The sequence below is a fragment of the Chryseobacterium sp. 2987 genome (assembly GCF_031456375.1).
Classification (GTDB): Bacteria; Bacteroidota; Bacteroidia; order Flavobacteriales; family Weeksellaceae; genus Chryseobacterium; species Chryseobacterium vaccae.
The window spans coordinates 1-22,614 of sequence record NZ_JAVDUN010000015.1; the positions used below are offsets into that span (position 1 = coordinate 1).

Consider the following 22,614-nt stretch of genomic DNA (forward strand, 5'->3'; position numbering starts at 1 on the left):
TCTCCCTGCTGGTTGAGTTTAACCAAGTGGAAATCGTAGCCGTTGTTTTGCTTGTTAGCAGCTGGCTGTTGGCTTTTTGTCTGGATGGAACTTCCAGTGATCAGGTACTGCTGATCGATGGTGGTGGTAATCTGGCTTAGGAAATCCTGAGTGGAGGATTTGAGGTCTTTCTGCCAGAGAATTTCTTGAGCTGATATACTCAGGACCGTGCATATCATTAATGCACTCATGTAGAGTTTTCTCATTTGGTTTTTATTTTTTTTATTACATGTTTACAAAATTAACATTTATTAGCATATATTAAATCCCTATTAATAAGAATTATTATGAATTTTGTCACTTCATGGTGTTTTTTATGCAATCATAAGTGTCTGTTTTGTAAATGTATTTCTATGAAACGACAAAACTTGTCGTGTTTTTTTCTGAAAAAAATATTTTTTAATTAATAATAGAATATAGATCAGGAAATTTTGTTGAAATTGACTGAATTTGCATAATAAATATATTAAAGAAAGATTATTCTCTGATTATATAGGGAAAGAAAGACAGATGTTGTAAAAAATAAAATGAAAATATTTCCAGCATTAATTCAAATAAACTCCGATTGTATCGGGGTTTTATTTTTATTGTGTCATTTTGTCATATTTTTTTGAATGGTATGGATATTGAGAAATTGAGAGTGTAAATTAAAATATAAAAATTAGAAAAATTAAAAATATTATGAGTAAAATAATTGGAATTGACCTAGGAACAACCAACTCTTGTGTTGCTGTAATGGAGGGTAAAGACCCTGTTGTTATTCCTAATGCTGAAGGTAAAAGAACAACACCTTCTATCGTAGCATTTACAGAAGATGGTGAAAGAAAAGTAGGAGATCCTGCCAAAAGACAGGCTGTAACGAATCCAAAGAAAACTGTATACTCTATCAAAAGATTTATCGGAACTCATTTTAAAGAAGATGCTAAGGAAATTTCAAGAGTACCTTACGAAGTAGTAGCAGGACCGAATGATACCGTAAAAGTAAAAATTGACGACAGAGAATATACTCCACAGGAAATTTCTGCAATGACTCTTCAGAAAATGAAGAAAACGGCTGAAGATTATCTTGGACAGGAAGTAACGAGAGCGGTAATCACTGTTCCAGCTTACTTTAATGATGCACAGAGACAGGCTACTAAAGAAGCTGGTGAAATCGCTGGTCTTAAAGTAGAAAGAATCATCAACGAACCTACAGCTGCAGCGTTAGCTTACGGTCTTGATAAAAACCATAAAGATCAGAAAATCGCGGTATATGACCTTGGAGGTGGTACTTTTGATATCTCTATCCTTGATTTAGGAGACGGTGTATTTGAAGTATTGTCTACAAACGGTGATACTCACCTTGGAGGTGACGACTTTGATGATGTGATCATCAACTGGATGGCTGATGAGTTCAAAGCTGAAGAAGGAGTAGATTTAAAAACTGATGCCATTGCTCTTCAAAGATTGAAAGAAGCGGCTGAAAAAGCAAAAATCGAATTGTCTTCTTCTCCACAGACTGAGATCAACCTTCCTTATATCACAGCTACAGCTACAGGTCCTAAACACTTAGTGAAGACTTTAACTAAAGCTAAATTCGAGCAATTATCTGCAGATCTTGTAAGAAGATCTATGGAGCCGGTTGCTAAAGCATTAAAAGATGCAGGTTTATCTACTTCAGATATCGACGAAGTAATCCTGGTAGGAGGTTCTACAAGAATCCCGATCATTCAGGAAGAAGTTGAAAAATTCTTCGGTAAAAAACCTTCTAAAGGAGTGAACCCGGATGAGGTTGTAGCAATTGGTGCAGCTATTCAGGGTGGTGTATTAACAGGTGATGTAAAAGACGTATTACTTCTTGACGTTACCCCGCTTTCTTTAGGTATCGAAACAATGGGATCTGTATTCACTAAATTAATTGAAGCGAATACTACCATTCCAACGAAGAAATCTGAAGTATTCTCTACTGCTTCTGACAACCAGCCGGCAGTAAGCATCAGAGTAGGACAGGGAGAAAGATCCATGTTCAACGATAACAAAGAAATTGGTAGATTTGATCTTACAGATATCCCGCCAGCACCAAGAGGAGTTCCTCAGATTGAAGTAACTTTCGATATTGATGCTAACGGTATCCTAAGCGTATCAGCTAAAGATAAAGGAACAGGTAAAGAGCAGACGATTAAAATTCAGGCGTCTTCAGGTCTTTCTGACGAAGAAATTGAAAGAATGAAGAAAGAAGCTCAGGAAAACTCTGCAGCTGATGCTAAGAAGAAAGAAGAAGTTGAGATCTTCAATAAAGCTGACGGATTGATCTTCCAGACTGAAAAGCAATTGAAAGAATTCGGTGAAAAACTTTCTGCTGACAAAAAAGCAGCTATTGAAGCAGCTCACGCAGAATTGAAAACAGCTTTCGAAGCTAAAAATGCTGACGACGTAAAAGCTAAAACTGAAGCGTTAGATGCAGCTTGGATGGCCGCTTCTGAAGAATTGTACGCAGCTGGTCAACAGCCAGGTGCTGATGCGGGTGCAGGAGCTCAAAACCCTGGAGGTAACAATGCTGGAGGTGAGGATGTACAAGATGCAGACTTCGAAGAAGTGAAATAATGATTGATTAAAATCAATTTACAATAAATAGCAAACCGCCGTATAAATGAGTTATACGGCGGTTTTTTGTATTTTATTGTTCTTCAAGAACCCCGATAGCATAAGGAACTTTACTTTCTTTTTGTTCAAAAATATAAAACCTGTAAGCGGTTGGAGACACTTCATCTTTCACTAAAGAAATAAAGCTGGTTGGAATGCATTTATCCAATCCCTTTTCAATTACTTCCTTGAATAGGATTTTTTTAGCTTCTTCCTTAATCAGAACCCATTTACCGGAGCATCCCAGTATTGGATAAGAAACGGAAACATTCTGTTTTGAGGAGAGATCAACCTGAATAGCCCAGGATTCATTTTCATCCTTTTGAAATCCTACACCCGTAAGCTGCTGGGAAAATGATAAAGAGGAAAATAATAAAGCTGAAAGTAAAATAATTTTATTCATAGCGTAAAATATTTGATTGATTCCGCGAATGTATGGCATTTTTTTTAATATCTAAATTGGATATAAATAACTATAATGATTATGAGTCTTAAAAACCATTTTCAACTTTTTTTCCCGATCTTTATCAAAATATTGATATGATGAAATTGAATTTTAGCAGAATGCTTGCAGGTTTGATGATGTTTTACTGTACTCTGATCTACGCTCAGAAAAATGCTGAAAATATCGACGGGGTTTATAAGGCTAAAGGGGCCGCTTTTGTCATCAACAAAAACAAAACCTTTCTGGTCATGGCTTACGGAACACTGATAAAAGGAACTTGGAGTATTGAAAAAGATCATCTTTATTTAAAACCCCAAAATCCGGATGCCAAATTTTATGTCTATGCAAGGAAAAAACCTTCTATTAAAGCAGGAATGCGCATCAGTTTCATGGGAGATGGTATCGGTAATGGAATTGTAGTAGGTGAGTTTCCCAATAAAATGCAGCCGCTTTTTAATGAAAATGCCAATTGTTTTGACTATCCTAATGTTCATGTTTTCAAAGAAAAACCTACAGCCATTACATTACTGGAAGAGCAAAACAATGAGAATGGACGAGGTGTTGATATACCGAAGCTGATGTACAGTTTCCCAACAGAAGATTATAATGACTTTATCGTTCAGCATATGCAGGACAGTCTGTACCACAATGATTTTATTTTTAAAATAACAAAAAATGGTTTATCTGATCCGGATGATGATTCAGGAAAGCCTTTCAAAAAATCTACAATCAAAGAAGCATTTCCTAATGAAGAAGAACTGAAATTTATAGAAGGGGCTTTCAACCGGGCTTTTGCTGCAGATTATAAATTAGTCAACAACGCTTATAATACCCATGATGATATGGACAGGGAAATTAGTCTGGAAAGCTATAAGTATGACAAAGTAAAAAATGTATATGTAAATCCGTCTGTCCCGGCAAAACAACTGAACTATAACAGTAAAGATTACCATAACAATGATGTTCTGATGAAATTTGACAGAATCGCAGGAACTTCACAGCCACAGACAACCGTGAAAAAGCTACCCAATCCTGTATTTACGGCTAATTGTGACAGATAAATTTAGTCCAGTACAGAATAATTTCTACAAAAAAAGACACCCGGATAACCAGGTGTCTTTATTATGAAATGTTAATGTGTATTAATAATCGTCGTTCTGTTTCAGATTTGGGTTGGCGGTAATATCAGCGGAAGGCAGCGGGAAGATGTTATACTTTTCTGCAATTCCTTTTCCTGTCTGGGTATTTCCTTTCCAGCTCCAGGTATAATCAGCTCCGGTAAACTTATTGAAACGGATCAGGTCAGTTCTTCTGACAAGCTCCCATGAAAGTTCTCTTGATCTTTCATCCAGAATAAAATTCAGGTTCAGGTCAGATGAGGTAATCGCTCCGTTTCCGTTGTTATAGGCTCTGTTTCTTACTATGTTCACGTAATTAAGGGCAGTAGAAGTATTTCCTGTTCTTAAATAGGCTTCAGCTGCTGTCAGGTAAGCTTCAGAAAGACGGAACATCGGGAAATCGGTGTCTACATAGGCTGCATCAGAACCCGCAGTTCCGGTTTTGGTAACGTTTCTCCATTTGGTAAAAGCGTATCCATCCTGGAAGGTTCCGGGAAGAGCAGCAATATCTTTTTTGTGACCAATATTAAAGAACAATGCTCTGCTGTCATTTTTAGTGAAAGCATTAGGATCTGAAGTACTGAAATTTTGATCTGCTGCCTGAAACTTGTTGACAAATTCCGGACGAACACGGATATTTCCCCATCCTCCGGCAATACCCATATTCAGGTAAGTAAGCATGGTTCCTCCGGTTTGTGCCAGTACAAAGAACGTTGTTCCTCCATAGGTTTTGGAGTGGATACCATCCATATTCAGGGACCAGATGATCTCAGGAGATGTATTATTATCTGCCAGGAAGTTGTAAAGATATTTCGGTGAAAGGCTGTAGTGGCTTCCAATCACTTTTTCCGAATATTCAGCAGCTTTTGTCCATTGAGGAGAACCTGTATACACCTGGGCATTCAGGTAAAGTCTTGATAAAAGGAAATCAGCAGCGGTTTTGTCCACTCTCCCGTATTCATTGGATGTGGGAAGGGTGGTTTCAATTTCTTTAAGTTCATTTTCAACATAAGCATACAGATCCGTTCTGGAAATCTGTTTAGGCAGAAACTGGGGATCCAGTTTATCAGCATCGGTTACAAAAGGGACTTTTCCATAGGTATCCAGAAGAACCCAGTAAGAGTAAGCTCTCAGGAAACGGGCTTCAGCACGGAAATAGTTCACCTGCTGTTTAAAATCCGGATCAGTGTGGCCTCTTTCCGCAAGTTTGCTTTCGGTAGTCTGTCTTAAAAACTCATTGGTATATCCGATGATCTGGTACAATCTTGCGTAATATCCGTTCAAAATAGCCGTATTGGGATCCCAGGTATTGGTGGCAAGCTGTCTTAGACCGTTGGTTTGTGAACCCATAATCGCTTCATCGGTTGTAAGGATCTGGATATAAAATGCAAGACGGATGAATGAACTGTAGCCTTCATCAAAATTACCCATATCCGGATCTCCGGTAGGACCTTCCTGCCCGCTCAGGCATAATGCAGCATAACATTTGGCAAGAACACCTTTGTAATTTGCAGGATTGGAGTAGATCTGCTCCCCGGTTACCATATTAGGATCAATAGGAGCGGTGTCTAAGTCATTAACACATGAGCCTGCTGTAAAAAGAAGGAGTATAAACGGTAGTATATATAAACGTTTCATCATGATATTATTTAAAGTTAACATTAAGCCCGAAAAGGAACGAGCGTGGTCTTGAATAGATATTATTGTCAATTCCCAGATAGACTTCAGGATCCAGTCCGCTGTATTTGGTGATGACGAATACGTTCTGCATGGATAAATTCACTCCCAGATCAAACTTGTTGCTGATGTTTTTAAAATTGTGTCCCAAAGTGATATTGTCCATCCTGAAGAACGATGCTTTTTCAAGGAAGAAGTCCGAGTAGAGCTGCAGGTTGTCAAATCCCTGTTCTGCCGTATAGCTCAAAAGATTGCTGTACGTTCCGTTTCCTGAATAAGCTTTTGTTTTATAATCCTTAGATTTCACATTGTTGTAAACATAATTTCCAAAATTAGCATGACCGTTGAATCCTAAATACCAGTTTTTATAGCTTACTTTTGAGGAAATACCAAGGTAAGACTTCGGCATCGGGCTCTTATCTTTTACAAGGCCACCTTTATACTTTCCTTCAATGGGTTTTCCGTTGGCATCATATTCCTGCTGATACAGATAAAACGTGTAAGGAGAGTATCCGATTGAATGAACCTGGATGGTTCCTGCGGTAGCCCCCGAAACGTTCCCGATATTCACTCCATAATCAGGACTGTCCACCAGAGTAAGTTTAGTGATCTCTGATTTATTGAAAGAAAGATTCATATCCAGATTCCACTGCCAGTTATCCGTTTTTACAGGAATGGTATTTAAAGTAAGCTCAACCCCTTTATTCTCCATTGAGCCGATGTTGGTATAGATCATATTGGTAAGATTGGAACCTGCAGCCACAGAAATTTTGTTCAGAAGGTCATCCGTTGTTCTTTTATAGACTTCCACCGTTCCGGAAACCCTGTTTTTGAGGATTCCGAAATCTAGACCGATGTTGTAGGTAGAGGTGGTTTCCCATTTCAGATTGGGATCGTAACCATTTGGACGAATCGTCTGGTAAAACTGGTTCCCAAACTGATACATCGCATTGGACTGGCTGAAAGTGTAGGTCTGCATCCATTCATAATCACCACCAATATCCTGCTGGCCGGTCTTTCCGTAGCTTAATCTCAGTTTTAAATCAGAGAAAATATTCTTGTCTTTCAGGAAACTTTCTTCATTGATCTTCCATGCAAAAGCGGCCGAAGGGAAGAGCCCCCAATGATTTTCTTTAGAAAAACGGGAAGAACCGTCATTCCTTAGTGTCGCTGTGAAAAGATAACGGTCTTTGAAGCTGTAATTCAGACGTCCATAAAACGAAACCAGATAATACTCAGATTTGGTAACAATATCCCGGTAAATTTTGGATCCCGTAAGATTCGTCTGGTTGTCATCATAGCTTTTCCAGAATTTCTGCCAGGAATAACCTCCCATCACATTAATTTTATGGCTTCCGATACTTTTGTTATAATCGGCATAAAGATCCAGCTGAAGGTTTTTCTTTTTCTGGGTATACGCTTCTATAAGCCCCTGACCATCATTTCCGATAGAAGTCCATGAAAGCGGGGAATTGTCCGGAACAAATACGTCCCCGTCACTTTTCAGCATATCAAAACCCGCGTTGACGTTCAGTTTTAAATCTTCAAATCCATGAATTTTGTAATCCATCTGGATATTACCGATGTGACGGATCACTTTAGATTCATCTTTTCGCAGATCAAGAACAGAAACAGGATTCGCTCCGGCCTGAGTGATCGGTTTCCCTGAAGCATCTGTCCAGATAAAATAGCCTAATCCATATGGAGAAGAATTGCTGTACACAGGACGGGTAGGGTCAAAAGACGCTGCACCACTTGCCGGATTGGAAATAAAATCATTATTCTCAATACTTGGCTTATAATTCAGGTTAACGTTCAGGTGTTTATTGAAGAAAGAAGGATTCAGGGCAAGGCTCATATTCATTCTTTCATAGGCATTTTTACGGATAATCCCTTCCTGATTGGTATAGCCTAAAGATAAACGATATGGAATTTCTTTAACAGCACCCGTCATACTGAAATTCTGATCATTACTCACCGCGGTACGGTAGATTTCATCCTGCCAATTAGTGTTGGAAGCACCAAGGCCATTAATAATTGTACTGTTGCCTGCATATTGATTTTTGATGAAGCTTCTGTATTCATCAGCGCTCAGAACATCCAGCATTTTGGGATTGTAGCTCACCTTGGTGTTTGATGAATACTGATATCTGGTCTTTTTACTTCCTTTTTTGGTGGTAATAATGATCACTCCGTTGGAAGCACGGGAACCGTAGATGGCTGTGGAAGAAGCATCTTTAAGAACGGTATAGCTTTCTATATCATTCGGATTGATCATTCCCAGGATGTTGCTGGAACCTGAAGTCGAGGAATTATCGATGGCAATTCCATCAATAACGATCAACGGGTCATTACTGGCCGAAAGGGAAGAACCTCCTCTGATTCTGATGGTAGAGCCGGCACCGGGAGCTCCTCCGGGAGAAATGATATTCACCCCGGCAGCTTTTCCTGCCAGTGCATCCTGTGCAGAAACTGGGCTTCCGTTGTTTTCACTGTCAATTTTTACCGTAGTCAGTGAACCTGTGGCATCCGATTTCTTTACCTTTCCGTATCCGATGATGACTACTTCATCAATTTTTTTCTCCTTTATAGCCAAAGTATCGGACGCAGAAAAGTTTTCTGAATTTTGAGCGATTGCCTTTCGGGCCGCTGTTTTGCGGAGAATAACTGTATTGTTCTTTATTTCGTATTCCAGCGGATAATGTTTCTTAAGGTAAGTAAGAGACTGCTCCAGAGATGAGTAATTGATGTTGCTCTCATCAATAAGAACATCCCTGAAATCTGAACTGGAATACAGGAACTGAACTTTTGATGTTTTGCTGAGTTTGTCAAGAACTTTGGAAATGGGTACCCGGTTTACTTTTTGCTGAGTAGCCGGAGAGGTCCTGTTTTGCCCGTAATGAAGAGCAGGTGTCCCGATTGAAACCAGTAAAACAATGGATATTATTGTTTTTTTCATAAATTTGGGAGTTAAACTTAATTAGACTTTCGCGAGTTTAAGAGTTAATCCGGCATCGATAACGCCAATTATCGGTGCTTTTTTTATTGTAATTCTATTTCTTTATCTGATATTTTTACCGTTTTAAGGTTGAAAGGATAGCATACGGCAGATAAAACTTCATCCAGATTTCCGGAGAAAGAGCCTCTTATCTTTTTGGTTTCATATTCTTTCGGATAACGGATTTTTATATGATATACCTGTTCCAGTTCCGAGATAATCGTTCCGAAATTATCGTCCTCAAAAGAAAAATCCCGTTTAGAATCAGCAGCATAATAGGTCTGCTTTTTATTTTCAGCTTTCTGATTCCAGCTTTCATTAGGCAGTAAATAGGTGGTCTTTCCATGATGGCTGATCATTACTTTTCCTTCAAACAATTCCACTTTCTGGCTCCCGGTTGTCTGATCCAGGAAAAATTTCGTTCCTAAAACCTGAACTTCAAAATCTTTAGCATTAATACGGAATGGTCTGGCTTTATCCTTGGCAATATCAAAAGTAGCCTTGCCGGTAAAAGTGATTTTTCTGTCTTCTTTACCAAATTCATTGGAAAGAACAAGCGTACTGTGAGGTTCCAGCACAATATGGCTCCCATCCGGCAGATGGATTGTTTTGGTATAATCAGAGCTGGAATAGTATTGTGTTTTGACCGTTTCTTTAGATACAGGAGACGGGTTATTCCACGTCATGAAGATTCCGATGATTACAGCTGCAGCGGCGGCAGTCCAGTATAATTTTCTGTAATTATTTCTACGGGATTTTAATTTACGCTCAATACCTGCCCTGATACGAGCATCCGTAAGGTTATCGATCTTCTGGTTTTCCCTGGAGGTTTCTTCCCAGTTATGTCTGAAATTTTGGTCTTCCATAATAGTCTTATTTAGTATTACGCGGAAATCTTAAATCGTCAACCTGAAAAATTAATTTTGAGAATATTATTTTTTAAAACACTGATATTCAATTTGATAATTTTTTATAGAGACTTAGTAAGTGTTTCCAGATACGTTCTCACATCCTGCCAATGATAATATGGAAAGCTGTCAGTCTGAACCGGAATATGCACTTCCTTTTCATTATGAAGCAGTTTTATCAGAATATCATCTTTTTTATTTCTGTAGAATATCATTTGTAAATTGGCGGCCATTGGAGCTGCCTGAAAAGTATTCCAGACTTTATAAACATTTTTGGGATCTGCTTCCTCTCTGTTCATTCCCTCAATATTCAGGAAAGCTAGCAGTGGAATAATGTTCCCATCATGGCCAAATCGTAAAGAAGCTCCTTTTTTATTGTTTTTAATATAATCATCAGCTTCAGCAAGGATATTTTTAACCAATGGAGCGGCATTGTTCTTTACCAGGCCTTTGCTCAATGGTGAAGGGCCGTCATTCACATACGTCTGATAATTGACGCTTTGGTAAATATTGAAAATTTCGTCTTTGGTGAACAGGTCATAGAAAGAAATATCGGTTTCCAGATTCTGCATATCGCTGGCAATCCAGTAAAATGCTTCCATTACCTTTTCAGGATTTATATTTTTATAGACGTAGTCATCATTATTGAAGAGATTTTTGATGAATCTTCCGGTCTGGAAATGATCCTGTCTGAATTTTCTCTTTTCCTCCTGCCAGAAATTATCTCCTGCACGAAAATCAATAGATTCTTTCGTATGATGATTAAGATATTTCATATACTTATCCGAAGATTCCATGGTGAGGTTCACTTTAGGATTGTAGGCCATAATTTCATTGGAGAAATAAGCCATGCTGAGAATACATCTCGGTACCACCGTGGATTTGGCGGTCACAATGGCATTGCCTTCAAAAGCCTGCGGATTATTTTTGATCATTCTCTGTGAAATCTGCTTATGCTGTAATGCGCCGAGTTCGGTAAGATCTCCGTTGTGTCCTTCAGCCTGTATCCAGATCTTTTCAAGCCTTTGAAGAGCTGATTTTCCGGTTTCCGTTAATGCATTATTGGTTGCTGCTTTTTTCAGGATACCCATTACCCCGGAAAAATCTTTTTCATTGATCAGCCATCTGGAACCATGCCTGCCGTAATGACTGATGTAAAACGGCTGATATCCGGAAGGAACTGCCGTCAATTTTTGAGTAGGAGTAGGGTAGGCCAGATAAACTCCGCCTGTGTTTCTCAGATCGGAAGTGATCTCTTCTTTAGTAGTTTGTGCATTATAGAAAACAGCAGCTGAAAGTAAAAAAAGAAAGGATAACGTTTTTCTCATGATGAATTATTTTTCGGATTCTTCAAGCAGTACAATAAATGGTCTGCTGTATACTACTACGCAGAAATCCGGAATCGTCAACCCTAAAAAAACTTTTTTATGAGAATTAATAACGAAAAAAAGAAATGGAGGTGAGTTTTGATGAGGTTCAGTACCTTATTCACGTGCTTGGCAACAGCGTTTTTAGAAATGCTGTGTTCTTCGGCAATCTGGGAATAGCTCTGTCCTTCAATTTTATGTTTCAGGAAGAATGATTTGCTTTTATCAGGAACCTGATCCAGTAAATTTTTAATCTGTTCCAGATGTTTTCCGGATTCCTCCTCATCATATTCTTCTTTTTCGGTATCCGGAACAGATGCTTCGTTGAGGTCGGTAAAAGAAAGCTTATTTTTTCTGTAAAAATTGGCAATTTCCTGCTTGGCTGTTTTGTAAACAATGGCATCTGTATTCGTACCTAAAGAATCTCTGTGTTTCCATAAATGAACAAAAATATCCTGAACAATATCCTCAATGTCATCCTGTCCGTGAACATATTTTTTCACGAAAAAAAAGACCTGATGCTTATAGCCGGTATATAATTTTTCAAATAAAGAGTCCAAGTTAAAAAACGGTACTTATTTAACAGGTAACGTTTTCAAATATAACAAAAATGACCAAATTTGATTAAAATCGTCTAAAGTATTTAATGATTGTACATTATGGAATGAATATTTTATTTTTTTTGAATTTATTTATGCTGATAATGCTTCCTGGAGTTAAAAGTGAATTAATAACCGGAAAATAACTACATTCGTAGGGTGTAAATCAAAAACTAATTCCATGAAATTTTTACAAACTATTCCTATAGTTTTACGTTTACTGTTCGGGTTTCAATTATTATCTGTTTTCTGTATTGTACTTTCAGTGATTTCATGTGCTCAGAAAGAAAAAGAAACCATTATCCAGGGCAAAATTCCCAATCTGCCAGACGGAATGTTATATATCTATAAAGGCAACCCCTCTCAAAGAATTGATAGCGTAAAAACGAAAGGAGGTAATTTTAAGTTAACCCATCAGTGGAAAGCAGAGGAAGTTCCCAGTTATATTGGGCTGGATCATATAGACCAGAAAGGAGTTTTAAGAGCTTTTAGTTTTCCCACCCATGCAAAATACAGGAACGGAAAATGGGAATCCCAGTTTTTTATGAATGATCCGCAAATCACAATTAATGGTAAATTCAAAGACTTTGTTCCCAAAAATATCAAGCTTTCGGAAAGCTATAAACTGGTAACCGTCCCTGAAATTGCTGCCGGAAAACAGACGGAGGCTCTGTTTAATGTGGATGCTGATCTGTTTGAAGAGATTAAAGAAAGAGCCGCTCAGACGGTGAAGGAAAAAATAATCAAATATCCTTATTCGTTTCATTTATTGAATAAAATCAACGAAAATAAGAACAGCTTTTCTGCACAGCAGGTAGACGATTTTCTGAAATCTTTTAAGGGGGAAATTACACAAAGTAAAATGTATAAGGAACTTCAAACCTATAACAAAAAAAGATTTAACGAAAACAATATTCCTCTTCCTCTGCTTGAAGATCATACCGGAGTAAAAAGAGAAATTGCCGATAAGAGCTACAAAAAACATTTAATCATTTTCTGGGCAAGCTGGTGCGGACCCTGCAGACAGGAAATCCCGATGCTGAAGAAAATCTATTCCTTATACGGACAGGAAATTGAATTGATTTCCGTTTCTATTGATACAGACAAAGCAGCCTGGCAAAAAGCCTTGAAAGAAGAAAAAATGAACTGGAAACAGCTGATCATAAGCAATAACAGTGCTGAGAAGGAAGCTCTTCAAATTCATTTTAGACTCAATCAGGCCATTCCGTATACTGTTCTGGTTGATCATAATCTTAAAATACTATCAGCTTCTACCGGATTATCGGATGAAAAAGAATTAAAAAAGCTGATTGGGAAGTAATTTTCAAAATTGTAATGAAATAAGAAACAAATTATCATGAAAATAGGCAGAACATTATTTTGGTTCAGAGACGGATCTGAACGGATTCAGCATCTTTCCGGACAGTTTTTCGGATTAGGAACGTTATTGAATAGTCTTCTCAATGAAAAATATAATGGAAAAAAGATTCCATTCATCAATCTTGAATTCAATACAGAAAAAACATATGAATTATTTCCTGTAATACCTAAAAATACACCCTATTATTCTGGTGGTGATTTGCAGTATTATGGATGGTTTGATAAGGATGAGTTTATGAAGCTTAGCTGGTCCGGACAAAGTGTCTTTCTTTGGGAACGCGGATGTCAGTATTTGAAGGAATCTGCTCAACTGATGAAGAATAAAGATTTGACTGAAGCTGTTGATTATGCTTACCACAAAGGACTTGCAATGGAACTCAACCCTGATTTCAGAGCAGTAGATACCGAAATCATTTTATCAGGACAAAAGATCAGAGCTTCTGTCTGGATTGTTTTTAAAGAAGAGGGAATGTATTCAAAACTTACCCTGGAGCAGGATGGTACTGTTATTTTTGAAAAGAATATAGATCAAACGGCGCATGGAATAGAATTCTTCCTTGAAATTTATAAATCCATAAGTCTGGAAGGGGAGAATATGGTAATCAAAGGACATAAAGATGTTGAATACCTGCCTTTAAAAATTCCATTAGCCGAACTGCGGATATAAAGCTTCCAGATATGAGATTGTCTAAATTTTTAGCAGTAGGCTCTTAGTAAAATAATCTCGGTTCGGGATAAGAACTTTTGATTTATAGAGCTTGGAAGCAGGGAGATGGAAGAGGGAGGTTCTGAAGGTCATCAATAATAGATTGCCCTTTTTTTAGCTAATTTGATTTTACAGAGGTTTTCGCTATCTATAACTAAAAGTAACTTCCAGTCTCCTTCTTCCATCTTCCAGCCTCTAAAAAAAACTCCCCTGGTAAAAATACCAGAGGAGTTCTATTGACAAATTAAATTATTTCTTAAAGAATAGTTCATCCTGCTTCTGCTGCTCATTATAAATGATCTGGAAGCTTACCGGCATATATTGGTACAGAAGTTTCCAGTGGGCAATTTTAGCATGCTTTTTAAAGCTTTCAAATGATCTTACGAACAGGTTTTCAATCATCGTTCTTACATAGGAATTCCCATTCTTATAGATCATGTCCATCAGTTTGATATGATGGGCGATGATATTGATTTTCGATTCCTGAAGCAGATTTTTCAGGTAATTGATTGTTGCCTGAATCACCCCTGCAAAATTATCCTGAAGGGATAACTGAGTGATCTCGTTTCGGAGTGGAGGATAGAAAAATTTTAAGTATTCAACAGCTGTTTTTTGATTAATAGTTTGCATTGGTACTTTCATCATAATTAAGATTTTTCAAACACTTATTATTGCAGCGAAATGTATACCAAAATTTACAGACAGGCCGCAAAAATAAAGACCCCGACAATCACTGCGATGTGAGTGAGTAATATCTCGGAATTGTGCCTGTTGGTCGTGGTTTTCCATGTTTTCCAATCTGAAATTTTTCTGATTTTGTTTTTCATAATCTATTGATTGTGAGTTATTTTAATTTTTGTTTAATTTAAACACTTTGTAATGAAACGGATGAAAAATGTAATAAAATGCTATACTCCGTGACTGTAAATTTGTCTGGTATAGCACTTTTGAAGGTCCTGTGAAATGTGACTAAAGATCACATTTCTGTATTCCCCGGTACAGAATGCTGTAAAATTGTCCAGAGAATAGATGAAAATATTTTCAACTGCATTTTTTAATGCGGCATCTCCGTCTGTGTAAATTCTGCTCATCTTCCGGAGGCATTCCGGTAAAAGATTCCTGTCATCCTGTCTGATCATGTTTTTGATGCATTCGGTAAAAGTGCGGATAACACTGTGGGAGTTCTGAGGCATAAAACCTGCAAGTTGATTTTCAAAATCAGGAAGAATCTCTGTAATCTCCTGGGCGGCATCTGAATAATTCATATTACTAATGATTTTGTTCTATTAATTTAAGGACTGCACCCATGATGAAAACAGCAAGGAAAGCCATGAAAAGGAGATGGTAAGGTTTCAGCCACTCCGGAGTTTTTGGTCCCCTGCTTTTTAATCTTCTTAGTTTGTCAATCCGGTTTAAAGTCTTTAAGTCCATAGGTTTATGTTTTGAAAACCATGATGCCAACGCTGTACCTTTGAATAGGTTTTTAATGTAATTATTTGATTTTTAATAATATGTGTTGTTTTTGATGAGGTGTTTAATCAGGAAAATACTGTCAAAATGATAAGGTTTTTATCGAAATGAGACGAATGAAAGCTATACACCGTAAATTTTGCTGTCTTCTCATTAGTCTTTTGCTTTTCGCTTCAAACCATCTATCTTTGCAGTCCAAAATATTCAGGACATGTTTTCAAAAATAATAGTACACAGAGTAGGAAATAAAATCAACGGAGATTCGTTAACGCTTTCCCAGGAAGAGCTGAAGCTTGAGGAAGGAATGGCAGAACTGCTGGAAAATTACTTTTTAGGATCTTTTAAATCAGAAGAAACTTTCCACTTTTACAGCGATACCTATTTAGTCAATAACCCGGTTTACAGTGCGGTGTCTGAAATCTTTGAAGACAAAGCCAAATTTCTTTGGGAATCTGAGAATATTGCCAAACATCTTTTCGAGGCAGCGGAAAACCCTAGAGTACAGAGCGGGGAACTGTTCATTGTTTACTTTGAAGAGGAGAGCGACCGTCCGGATAAAGTGGATAAGATCGGAATCTTTAAAACAGAGAAAAGAGAATCTTTCCTGAAAATTAATCCTCTGGAAGAAACTTTCGACATTGAAAAAGACCAGGGAATCGGTCTGTCTAAAATTGATAAGGCTGCCCTGATCTACAATAATCATAAAGATACCGGATATGTACTTTCTGTGGTAGACAACAATAAAAACGGAGATATGTATTACTGGTTTGAAGACTTTCTGAAAGTAAAACAACGTGACGATGAGTATTTCCACACCCAGGAAGCCCTAATGGTCTACAAAGATTATATCACGAAACAGCTTCCGCAGGAATTTGAAGTTTCTAAAGCCGACCAGGCCGATTTCCTTAATAAATCAATTAATTTCTTTAAAGAGAAAGAAGAGTTCAAACTGGACGATTTTGCCAATGAAGTACTGGGTGATGAGCATGTAATTGAAAGTTTTGTCAACTTCAAAACAGATTACGAACAGGATATGCAGATCAATATTGCTGAAGAATTTCCAATCAGTGAAGCTGCAGTAAAAAAAACACAGCGCCATTTCAAAAGCATTATCAAACTGGACAAAAATTTCCACATCTATATCCACGGAGACCGTCAGAAAATAGAAACTGGAGAAGATGACAAAGGGAAATATTATAGACTTTACTTTGATAAAGAAGTATAAGTTAAAATGGAAACCTGTAGTCAGGAAGAATTACATATAATTTGCAGAATTTATTCAATAGAGGCGGACTTTAGTCCGCCTAAATAATGAAACCAATCCATTGGCTTTAGCCTAAACCTATACAGCCCATCTGTAAAACCGCAATAAATAAAAAATCTGCCCAATCCGCGGAATCTGCGAGAGAAAAATACTCACAAAGATCTGTACTATCTGAGAAATTTATGGGAAACTATTACAGCAAACCATAAAGGCAACCGTTGCAGAAAATAGAGCTCTTTCTAATTTCGTATTTTAATTAAAGTTCCAGTCTGTCTTTTTTGTAATTTCGCGATAATATCATACGATGAAAACAACTATAATAGACCTTTCAAAACCCATTCAGTACAACGCAGGTGATCCCTGGTTTATGAGAGTGAAGATCAAACATAAGTCTCATAAAAAATCACATTGGCTGATCCGTCTGGCTTTAAACCTTCCGTTTAAGCTCTTTCCTAAAAACTGGACAGGATGGGCAGATGATAAGATAAAAAACATGGGACTTCATTCAACCACTCATATTGATGCTCCATGGCATTACGGACCCGAAGTGGAAGGAAAACCGGCTAAAACTATTGATCAGATCCCATTGGACTGGTGCTATGGCGATGGAATTGTGATCGACTGCAGCCATAAAGAGGATTTCGTTGCCATTACCGTGGACGATCTTAAAAAAGATCTCGATAAAAACAGAATTACCATTCAGCAGGGCAATATTGTCCTGATCAGAACTGACCGTGATCAACTGATGGGAACTCCGGAGTTTGCCGAAAAAGGAACCGGAATGAGCCGTGAAGCTACCGAATGGTTGATTGATCAGGGAGTCAAAGTAATGGGAATAGACCAATGGGGATGGGATCTTCCTCTAAAATACATGGCCAGAAAAGCAAAAGAAATGAACGATCCCGAATTTTTCTGGGAAGCTCATCGCGTAGGCATCAAAAAAGAATACCTTCATATGGAGCAGCTGACCAATCTTAGTGCATTGCCCCCTTCCGGATTCAAAGTCTGCGTATTTCCGTTAAAAATTGTAGGTGGATCTGCCGCTCCGGCTAGAGTAGTGGCTATGATCAATCCGTAGTTAAAAGATAAAAAAACAAAGGGTAAAACTGCAAATTTATAATCCACAATTTTACCCTTTATCTTTCTCTTAATTAACCTTAACTCTTAGCAGAACCTTAATGGTTCAGATAAATACTATCAGCATGATCATTTTTTCCTGAAAAACAGAGCTCTGCTGTATTCATAATTCATTCTGGCAATATTCAGGACAGAAATTCCCTGTGGACATTCCATTTCGCAGGCTTCCGTATTGGAACAATGTCCAAACATCTCACTGTCCATCTGGGCAACCATATTCATCACACGGTTGTTTCTTTCCTCTTTACCTTGAGGAAGCAATACCATATGCGTGATTTTTGCTGAGGTGAAAAGAGCAGCGCTTCCGTTTTTACAGGTCGCTACACAGGCACCACATCCGATACATGCCGCGGAATCAAAAGCTTCTTCAGCAGTCTGGTGCGTAACCGGAATGGCAGTGGCGTCTGGAGCCTGTCCCGTGTTTACAGACACAAATCCGCCTGAGGAAATAATCCGGTCAAAAGCAGAACGGTCTACCTTCAGATCTTTTTTTACAGGAAAAGCTTCAGCACGAAAAGGTTCAATCAGAATCGTTTCCCCGTCTTTGAAAGAACGTAAATGAAGCTGGCAGGTGGTCGTATTTTTTAAAGGACCGTGGGCGATTCCGTTAATCATCATACCGCACTGTCCACAGATTCCTTCCCGGCAGTCATGATCAAATTCTACAGGTTCATTGCCTTCAGTGATCAGCTTTTCATTTAAAGTATCCAGCATTTCCAGGAAAGACATGTGGGGATTTAATCCTTTAAGGTCGTAGCTGACCAGTTTTCCCTCACTTTGTTTGTCTTTCTGTCTCCATATCTTAAGATGTAAATCCATAATTTTTTGTTTTTATTTGTAGCTTCTTACCGTTGGCTGGATCTCTTCAAAAACCAGCGGTTCTTTAATCAGTTCAGGTTCACTGTTTTCACCTGTCCAGGCCCATGCTGAGATAAACTGGTACTCAGTATCGTTTCTCAGGGCTTCTCCGTCCGGAGTTTGAAATTCTTCCCGGAAATGGGCTCCACAGGATTCATTACGGGTTAAGGCATCATAACACATCAGTTCCCCGATTTCAAAATAATCCGCCACACGGCCGGCTTTTTCCAGCTCACTGTTCATGCTATCTCCCTGTCCGGAAACCCTTACATCCCTGTAAAATTCCTGTTTCAGCTTTCTGATTTTTTCAATGGCGTATTTCAGGCCTGCTTCATTTCGGGCCAGTCCGCAATAATCGTACAGAAGTTTTCCCAATGTTTTATGAAAATAGTCAACCGTTTTGGTTCCGTTAATATTCATAAAATTCTGGATCTGATTTTTAACAGCCTGTTCTGCAGCTTCAAATTCCGGTGTCTCAGAAGAAATTTTTCCGGTGTGAATCTCATCGGCCAGATAGTTGGCAATCGTGTAAGGAGCAATAAAATAACCATCCACAGAAGCCTGAAGAAGAGAGTTGGCACCTAGTCTGTTCGCACCATGATCTGCAAAATTAGCTTCTCCCAGTGCAAAAAGCCCGGGAATAGTAGTCATCAGCTCATAATCTACCCAAAGTCCGCCCATAGAGAAGTGGGCAGAAGGAGAGATCATCATCGGTTCCTTATAGGCGTCATATCCGGTAATTTTAAGATACATATCAAATAAATTTCCGTATTTCTCCATAATCTTGTCCTTTCCCTGTTCCCTTATTGCTTTTGAAAAATCAAGATAAACGGCATTTTTCAAAGGTCCTATCCCGAAGCCAGCATCAATTCTTTCTTTGGCAGCACGGGATGAAATATCTCTAGGGGCTAAATTCCCAAAAGCAGGATATCTGCGTTCCAAATAATAATCTCTTTCATCCTCCGGGATATCATTAGGCTGCCTGTTATCATCTTTTTTCAAAGGAACCCAGATTCTCCCGTCATTACGGAGAGATTCAGACATCAACGTTAATTTAGACTGATAATCTCCGGATTGTGGCAGAGAAGTAGGATGCACCTGAATCCAGCTTGGTGAAGCCATTAATGCTCCTTTTTTGTGGGCTCTCCAGATGGCAGAACCGTTACATCCCATCGCTAAAGTCGACAGATAGTAAATCTTGCCGTAACCTCCCGTTGCTAATATGACAGAATGGGCAGCGTGTCTTTCAATTTCCCCGGTATCTAAATTCCGTACAATAATTCCTCTTGCTTTGCCATCAATAACGACTAAGTCAAGCATTTCATGTCTGGAATACAGTTGTACGCTTCCTTTTCCGACTTGTCTCATCAATGCCTGGTAAGCTCCCAACAGCAATTGCTGTCCGGTTTGTCCTCTCGCATAAAACGTTCTGCTTACCTGTACCCCTCCGAAAGAACGGTTGTTAAGATAACCACCGTACTCCCTTCCGAAAGGAACACCTTGGGCAACAGCCTGATCGATGAGATTCAAAGAACATTCTGCCATACGGTAGACATTGGCTTCACGGGCTCGGAAGTCGCCGCCTTTTAAAGTATCAACGAACATTCTGTAAACACTGTCGCCATCGTTTTTATAGTTTTTAGCTGCGTTTACACCACCTTGTGCTGCAACGGAATGGGCTCTTCTCGGACTGTCCTGAAAACAGAATGCCTTCACATTATAACCCATTTCACCAAGAGATGCAGCCACAGAACTTCCGGCAAGACCAGTTCCCACGACAATGACATCCAGTTTCTTGCGATTGGCAGGGTTAACAAGTTTTGCTTTCTTTTTATAATAAGCCCATTTCTGTTCCAGCGGGCCTTCTGGTATTTTTGAATTTAAAATCATGATTGGTCTGTTTTAGTGAGCAGTAAAAAATACATATACCGGCATCAGGGCAAATCCCAGGCAGATAATAACCGAATAAACTGTTCCTGCTGTCTGAAACCATTTAACAAACTTAGGATGGTACAGACCCAGAGTTCTTGCAGCACTGTAAATTCCGTGGATAAGATGGTAGCAGAGTGCAATCATCGATAACACATAGATGATGACATACCACCATTCCTTGAAAACAGTAACCACCAGAATGTACAGGTCTTTATTTCCATTGGCATCCAATGGTGTATTCCCAAACTTGTACACGTACCAGAAATTCTGAAAATGAATTACCAGGAAAATCAGAACAAAAGTTCCTAAAATTCCCATATTGCGGGAATACCACTTACTGGCTCTTCCCCGGTTTTCAGAACGGTAATTTCCACCGGATTTTTTATTTTTTAAAGTAATGATCAGTCCATCCACGGCATGCAGAATAATACTCACATACAAAACATAGGAAACGATTTTGATCAGGATATTTCCCGACAGAAAATGTGAATAAGCATTGAATTGCAGATGCGCCCGCTCGGCCGGAAGAAAGAGCTGAAGATTTCCAAGAAAATGAATCAGCAGGAAAAAACACAGGAAAAGTCCTGTAAGACACATCAGCATTTTTCTTAACAATGTTGACAGCATATTTTTGATTTAATGATTAATAATATCCTAAAACTTTCATCCACAGACCACCAACGGCCATATAGATAATAAGCAGAACAATTCCTATTTCAAGGCCTCTCAGCCACCAGACTTTAAGGTCTACATAGCCGCTTCCGAAGAATACCGGAGCCGGGCCGTGGCCGTAATGGGTAAGAACCCCGTACACAGATCCCATGAAACCAAGCATCATAGCTAAAAGCATTGGCGGAATTCCCAGAGAAACACCTACGCCTAATAAAGCGGCATACATCGCTGCCACGTGGGCTGTAGCACTGGCAAAAATATAATGGCTGAAAAAATACACCACAATGATCACCGGAAAGGCAACCTGCCAGCTTAATCCGCCGATTTTAACCTTAATCAGGTCACTGAACCAGCCGATGAAGCCTAACTCATTCAAAGAGCTTGCCATCATCACCAAAACGGCAAACCAAACGATGGTATCCCATGCTCCTTTTTCACCTTTTACATCTTCCCAGGTCAGTACTGAAGTGAGTAGCAATAAAGTAAGTCCGATGAATGCTGTTGTGGTAGCATCAATAGAAAGGGATGCACCAAATATCCATAGGGCAAGAAGAATGAAGAAGGCAAGAAGCATCAGCCATTCATTTCTGGAGATCGGTCCCATTTCTTTTAATTTCTGAGCCGCCATTTTAGGGGCGTCCCCAGTTTTTTTAAGTTCAGGCGGATATAATTTATATAGAACCAACGGAACCACAAAGAATGCTACCAGTCCGGGAAGGAACCCTGCAGCGGCCCATGACATCCAGGTAATATTAATTCCGAGATTGGCTGCAAATTTCTGACACATCGGGTTACTTGCAGTTCCCGTCAGGAACATGGAAGAGGCGATGAGGTTCATATAATAGCTGTTCAGTGTTAAAAAAGAGCCTAGTTTTCTGTGGGTTTCCGGTTTTTCCGGAACAGAATCAAAGCTGATGGCCATAGATTTCATGATCGGGTAGATGATCCCGCCGCCTCTTGCCGTATTACTCGGAATGGCAGGGGCAAGACATACATCTGCCAATCCCAGTCCGTAAGCTAATCCCAATGAACTTTTCCCAAAAATCCGGATGAACAGGAAGGCAATTCTGTTCCCCAGTCCGGTTTTGATAAATCCCCGGGCAATAAAAAAGGAAATCCCGATCAGCCAGATCACTTTATCTCCAAATCCGGAAAGTGCTTTGGTAATTGATTTTCCGGCATCTCCGGGGGCTACCACCTGTGTTAGGGCTGTAAAGGCTATAGCCATCATACACATGGTTCCCATTGGGGCTGCTTTAAGAATGATTCCTAGGATAGTTGCCGCAAAAATGGCAAAAAGGTGCCAGGCATCCTGGGTAACACCTTCCGGTACAGGAATAAACCATATAATCAATGCAACGATAAACGTTATGGCTACATTTCTGATATTAATTTCTTTCATGATGCTGAATATTTAAGTGG

20 protein-coding genes and 1 pseudogene are annotated in these 22,614 nt (G+C 38.9%); 6 read left to right on the top strand and 15 right to left on the bottom strand.

Annotated features, from left to right (window positions below; genetic code table 11):
- A pseudogene (locus J2Y40_RS23525) lies at nucleotides 1-245 on the bottom strand (T9SS C-terminal target domain-containing protein); the annotation flags it as partial.
- 475 nt (nucleotides 246-720) lie between these two features.
- Here J2Y40_RS23525 and dnaK point away from each other — a divergent pair.
- On the top strand, nucleotides 721-2,622 hold the full coding sequence (dnaK, locus tag J2Y40_RS23530; RefSeq protein WP_153394827.1) for a molecular chaperone DnaK: 1,902 nt from the start codon (nucleotides 721-723) through the stop codon (nucleotides 2,620-2,622).
- A 73-nt stretch (nucleotides 2,623-2,695) separates the two neighbouring features.
- On the opposite strand, the gene J2Y40_RS23535 is transcribed toward dnaK, so the two are convergent.
- Nucleotides 2,696-3,064 (bottom strand): hypothetical protein, encoded by a 369-nt coding sequence (locus J2Y40_RS23535; protein ID WP_310001743.1) that lies wholly within the window; start codon nucleotides 3,062-3,064, stop codon nucleotides 2,696-2,698.
- 137 nt (nucleotides 3,065-3,201) lie between these two features.
- On the opposite strand from J2Y40_RS23535, the gene J2Y40_RS23540 reads away from it, so the two are divergent.
- Nucleotides 3,202-4,167 (top strand): hypothetical protein, encoded by a 966-nt coding sequence (locus tag J2Y40_RS23540; RefSeq protein ID WP_310001744.1) that lies wholly within the window; start codon nucleotides 3,202-3,204, stop codon nucleotides 4,165-4,167.
- Nucleotides 4,168-4,248: 81 nt separating this feature from the next.
- On the opposite strand, the gene J2Y40_RS23545 is transcribed toward J2Y40_RS23540, so the two are convergent.
- The 5 genes from J2Y40_RS23545 to J2Y40_RS23565 all read right to left on the bottom strand — a co-directional run bounded on the left by J2Y40_RS23545 (nucleotide 4,249) and on the right by J2Y40_RS23565 (nucleotide 11,734).
- Nucleotides 4,249-5,865, bottom strand: a complete 1,617-nt coding sequence (locus tag J2Y40_RS23545; protein WP_310001746.1) for a RagB/SusD family nutrient uptake outer membrane protein — start codon at nucleotides 5,863-5,865, stop codon at nucleotides 4,249-4,251.
- Nucleotides 5,866-5,869: 4 nt separating this feature from the next.
- Nucleotides 5,870-8,860 (bottom strand): SusC/RagA family TonB-linked outer membrane protein, encoded by a 2,991-nt coding sequence (locus J2Y40_RS23550; RefSeq protein WP_153394820.1) that lies wholly within the window; start codon nucleotides 8,858-8,860, stop codon nucleotides 5,870-5,872.
- Nucleotides 8,861-8,943: 83 nt separating this feature from the next.
- A complete protein-coding gene (locus J2Y40_RS23555; protein ID WP_310001747.1) occupies nucleotides 8,944-9,765 on the bottom strand; it encodes a FecR family protein in 822 nt (273 codons plus the stop codon).
- Nucleotides 9,766-9,869: 104 nt separating this feature from the next.
- Nucleotides 9,870-11,135: a histidine-type phosphatase gene (locus J2Y40_RS23560; RefSeq protein WP_310001748.1), complete on the bottom strand. Its 1,266-nt coding sequence runs from the start codon at nucleotides 11,133-11,135 to the stop codon at nucleotides 9,870-9,872.
- 83 nt (nucleotides 11,136-11,218) lie between these two features.
- Nucleotides 11,219-11,734, bottom strand: a complete 516-nt coding sequence (locus J2Y40_RS23565) for an RNA polymerase sigma factor (protein WP_153394814.1) — start codon at nucleotides 11,732-11,734, stop codon at nucleotides 11,219-11,221.
- A gap of 220 nt (nucleotides 11,735-11,954) precedes the next feature.
- Here J2Y40_RS23565 and J2Y40_RS23570 point away from each other — a divergent pair, with 220 nt between their 5' ends.
- Nucleotides 11,955-13,094, top strand: a complete 1,140-nt coding sequence (locus J2Y40_RS23570; RefSeq protein ID WP_153394812.1) for a TlpA disulfide reductase family protein — start codon at nucleotides 11,955-11,957, stop codon at nucleotides 13,092-13,094.
- A 36-nt stretch (nucleotides 13,095-13,130) separates the two neighbouring features.
- The gene (locus J2Y40_RS23575) at nucleotides 13,131-13,820 is read left to right on the top strand and encodes a hypothetical protein (RefSeq protein WP_310001749.1); all 690 of its coding nucleotides are present in this window, start codon (nucleotides 13,131-13,133) and stop codon (nucleotides 13,818-13,820) included.
- A gap of 288 nt (nucleotides 13,821-14,108) precedes the next feature.
- Here the strand turns inward: J2Y40_RS23575 and J2Y40_RS23580 are convergent, their stop codons facing one another.
- From J2Y40_RS23580 to J2Y40_RS23595, 4 genes are all read right to left on the bottom strand, one after another.
- On the bottom strand, nucleotides 14,109-14,504 hold the full coding sequence (locus J2Y40_RS23580; RefSeq protein ID WP_153394809.1) for a hypothetical protein: 396 nt from the start codon (nucleotides 14,502-14,504) through the stop codon (nucleotides 14,109-14,111).
- A 50-nt stretch (nucleotides 14,505-14,554) separates the two neighbouring features.
- A complete protein-coding gene (locus J2Y40_RS23585; RefSeq protein ID WP_262486735.1) occupies nucleotides 14,555-14,686 on the bottom strand; it encodes a hypothetical protein in 132 nt (43 codons plus the stop codon).
- An 81-nt stretch (nucleotides 14,687-14,767) separates the two neighbouring features.
- Nucleotides 14,768-15,124 carry a hypothetical protein gene (locus J2Y40_RS23590; protein ID WP_310001750.1) on the bottom strand — a complete coding sequence of 119 codons (357 nt, stop codon included), beginning with the start codon at nucleotides 15,122-15,124 and terminating at the stop codon, nucleotides 14,768-14,770.
- Between the two features lie 4 nt (nucleotides 15,125-15,128).
- On the bottom strand, nucleotides 15,129-15,290 hold the full coding sequence (locus J2Y40_RS23595; protein WP_185151960.1) for a hypothetical protein: 162 nt from the start codon (nucleotides 15,288-15,290) through the stop codon (nucleotides 15,129-15,131).
- A 250-nt stretch (nucleotides 15,291-15,540) separates the two neighbouring features.
- Between J2Y40_RS23595 and J2Y40_RS23600 the strand changes: the two genes are divergently transcribed.
- Nucleotides 15,541-16,554, top strand: coding sequence for a nucleoid-associated protein (locus tag J2Y40_RS23600; protein ID WP_153394805.1), 1,014 nt, complete (start codon nucleotides 15,541-15,543; stop codon nucleotides 16,552-16,554).
- A gap of 343 nt (nucleotides 16,555-16,897) precedes the next feature.
- Nucleotides 16,898-17,671 carry a cyclase family protein gene (locus tag J2Y40_RS23605; protein WP_310001751.1) on the top strand — a complete coding sequence of 258 codons (774 nt, stop codon included), beginning with the start codon at nucleotides 16,898-16,900 and terminating at the stop codon, nucleotides 17,669-17,671.
- A gap of 128 nt (nucleotides 17,672-17,799) precedes the next feature.
- On the opposite strand, the gene J2Y40_RS23610 is transcribed toward J2Y40_RS23605, so the two are convergent.
- Genes J2Y40_RS23610 through J2Y40_RS23625 form a run of 4 tightly spaced genes read right to left on the bottom strand, consistent with a single transcriptional unit; the run spans nucleotide 17,800 to nucleotide 22,594 of the window.
- Nucleotides 17,800-18,549: a succinate dehydrogenase/fumarate reductase iron-sulfur subunit gene (locus tag J2Y40_RS23610; RefSeq protein ID WP_153394801.1), complete on the bottom strand. Its 750-nt coding sequence runs from the start codon at nucleotides 18,547-18,549 to the stop codon at nucleotides 17,800-17,802.
- Nucleotides 18,550-18,561: 12 nt separating this feature from the next.
- Nucleotides 18,562-20,478: a fumarate reductase/succinate dehydrogenase flavoprotein subunit gene (locus J2Y40_RS23615; protein WP_153394799.1), complete on the bottom strand. Its 1,917-nt coding sequence runs from the start codon at nucleotides 20,476-20,478 to the stop codon at nucleotides 18,562-18,564.
- A gap of 12 nt (nucleotides 20,479-20,490) precedes the next feature.
- Complete coding sequence (locus tag J2Y40_RS23620) at nucleotides 20,491-21,147, bottom strand: succinate dehydrogenase cytochrome b subunit (RefSeq protein ID WP_153394797.1); 657 nt, start codon at nucleotides 21,145-21,147, stop codon at nucleotides 20,491-20,493.
- Nucleotides 21,148-21,163: 16 nt separating this feature from the next.
- Nucleotides 21,164-22,594, bottom strand: coding sequence for an anion permease (locus J2Y40_RS23625; RefSeq protein ID WP_153394795.1), 1,431 nt, complete (start codon nucleotides 22,592-22,594; stop codon nucleotides 21,164-21,166).
- Nucleotides 22,595-22,614 lie beyond the last annotated feature (20 nt).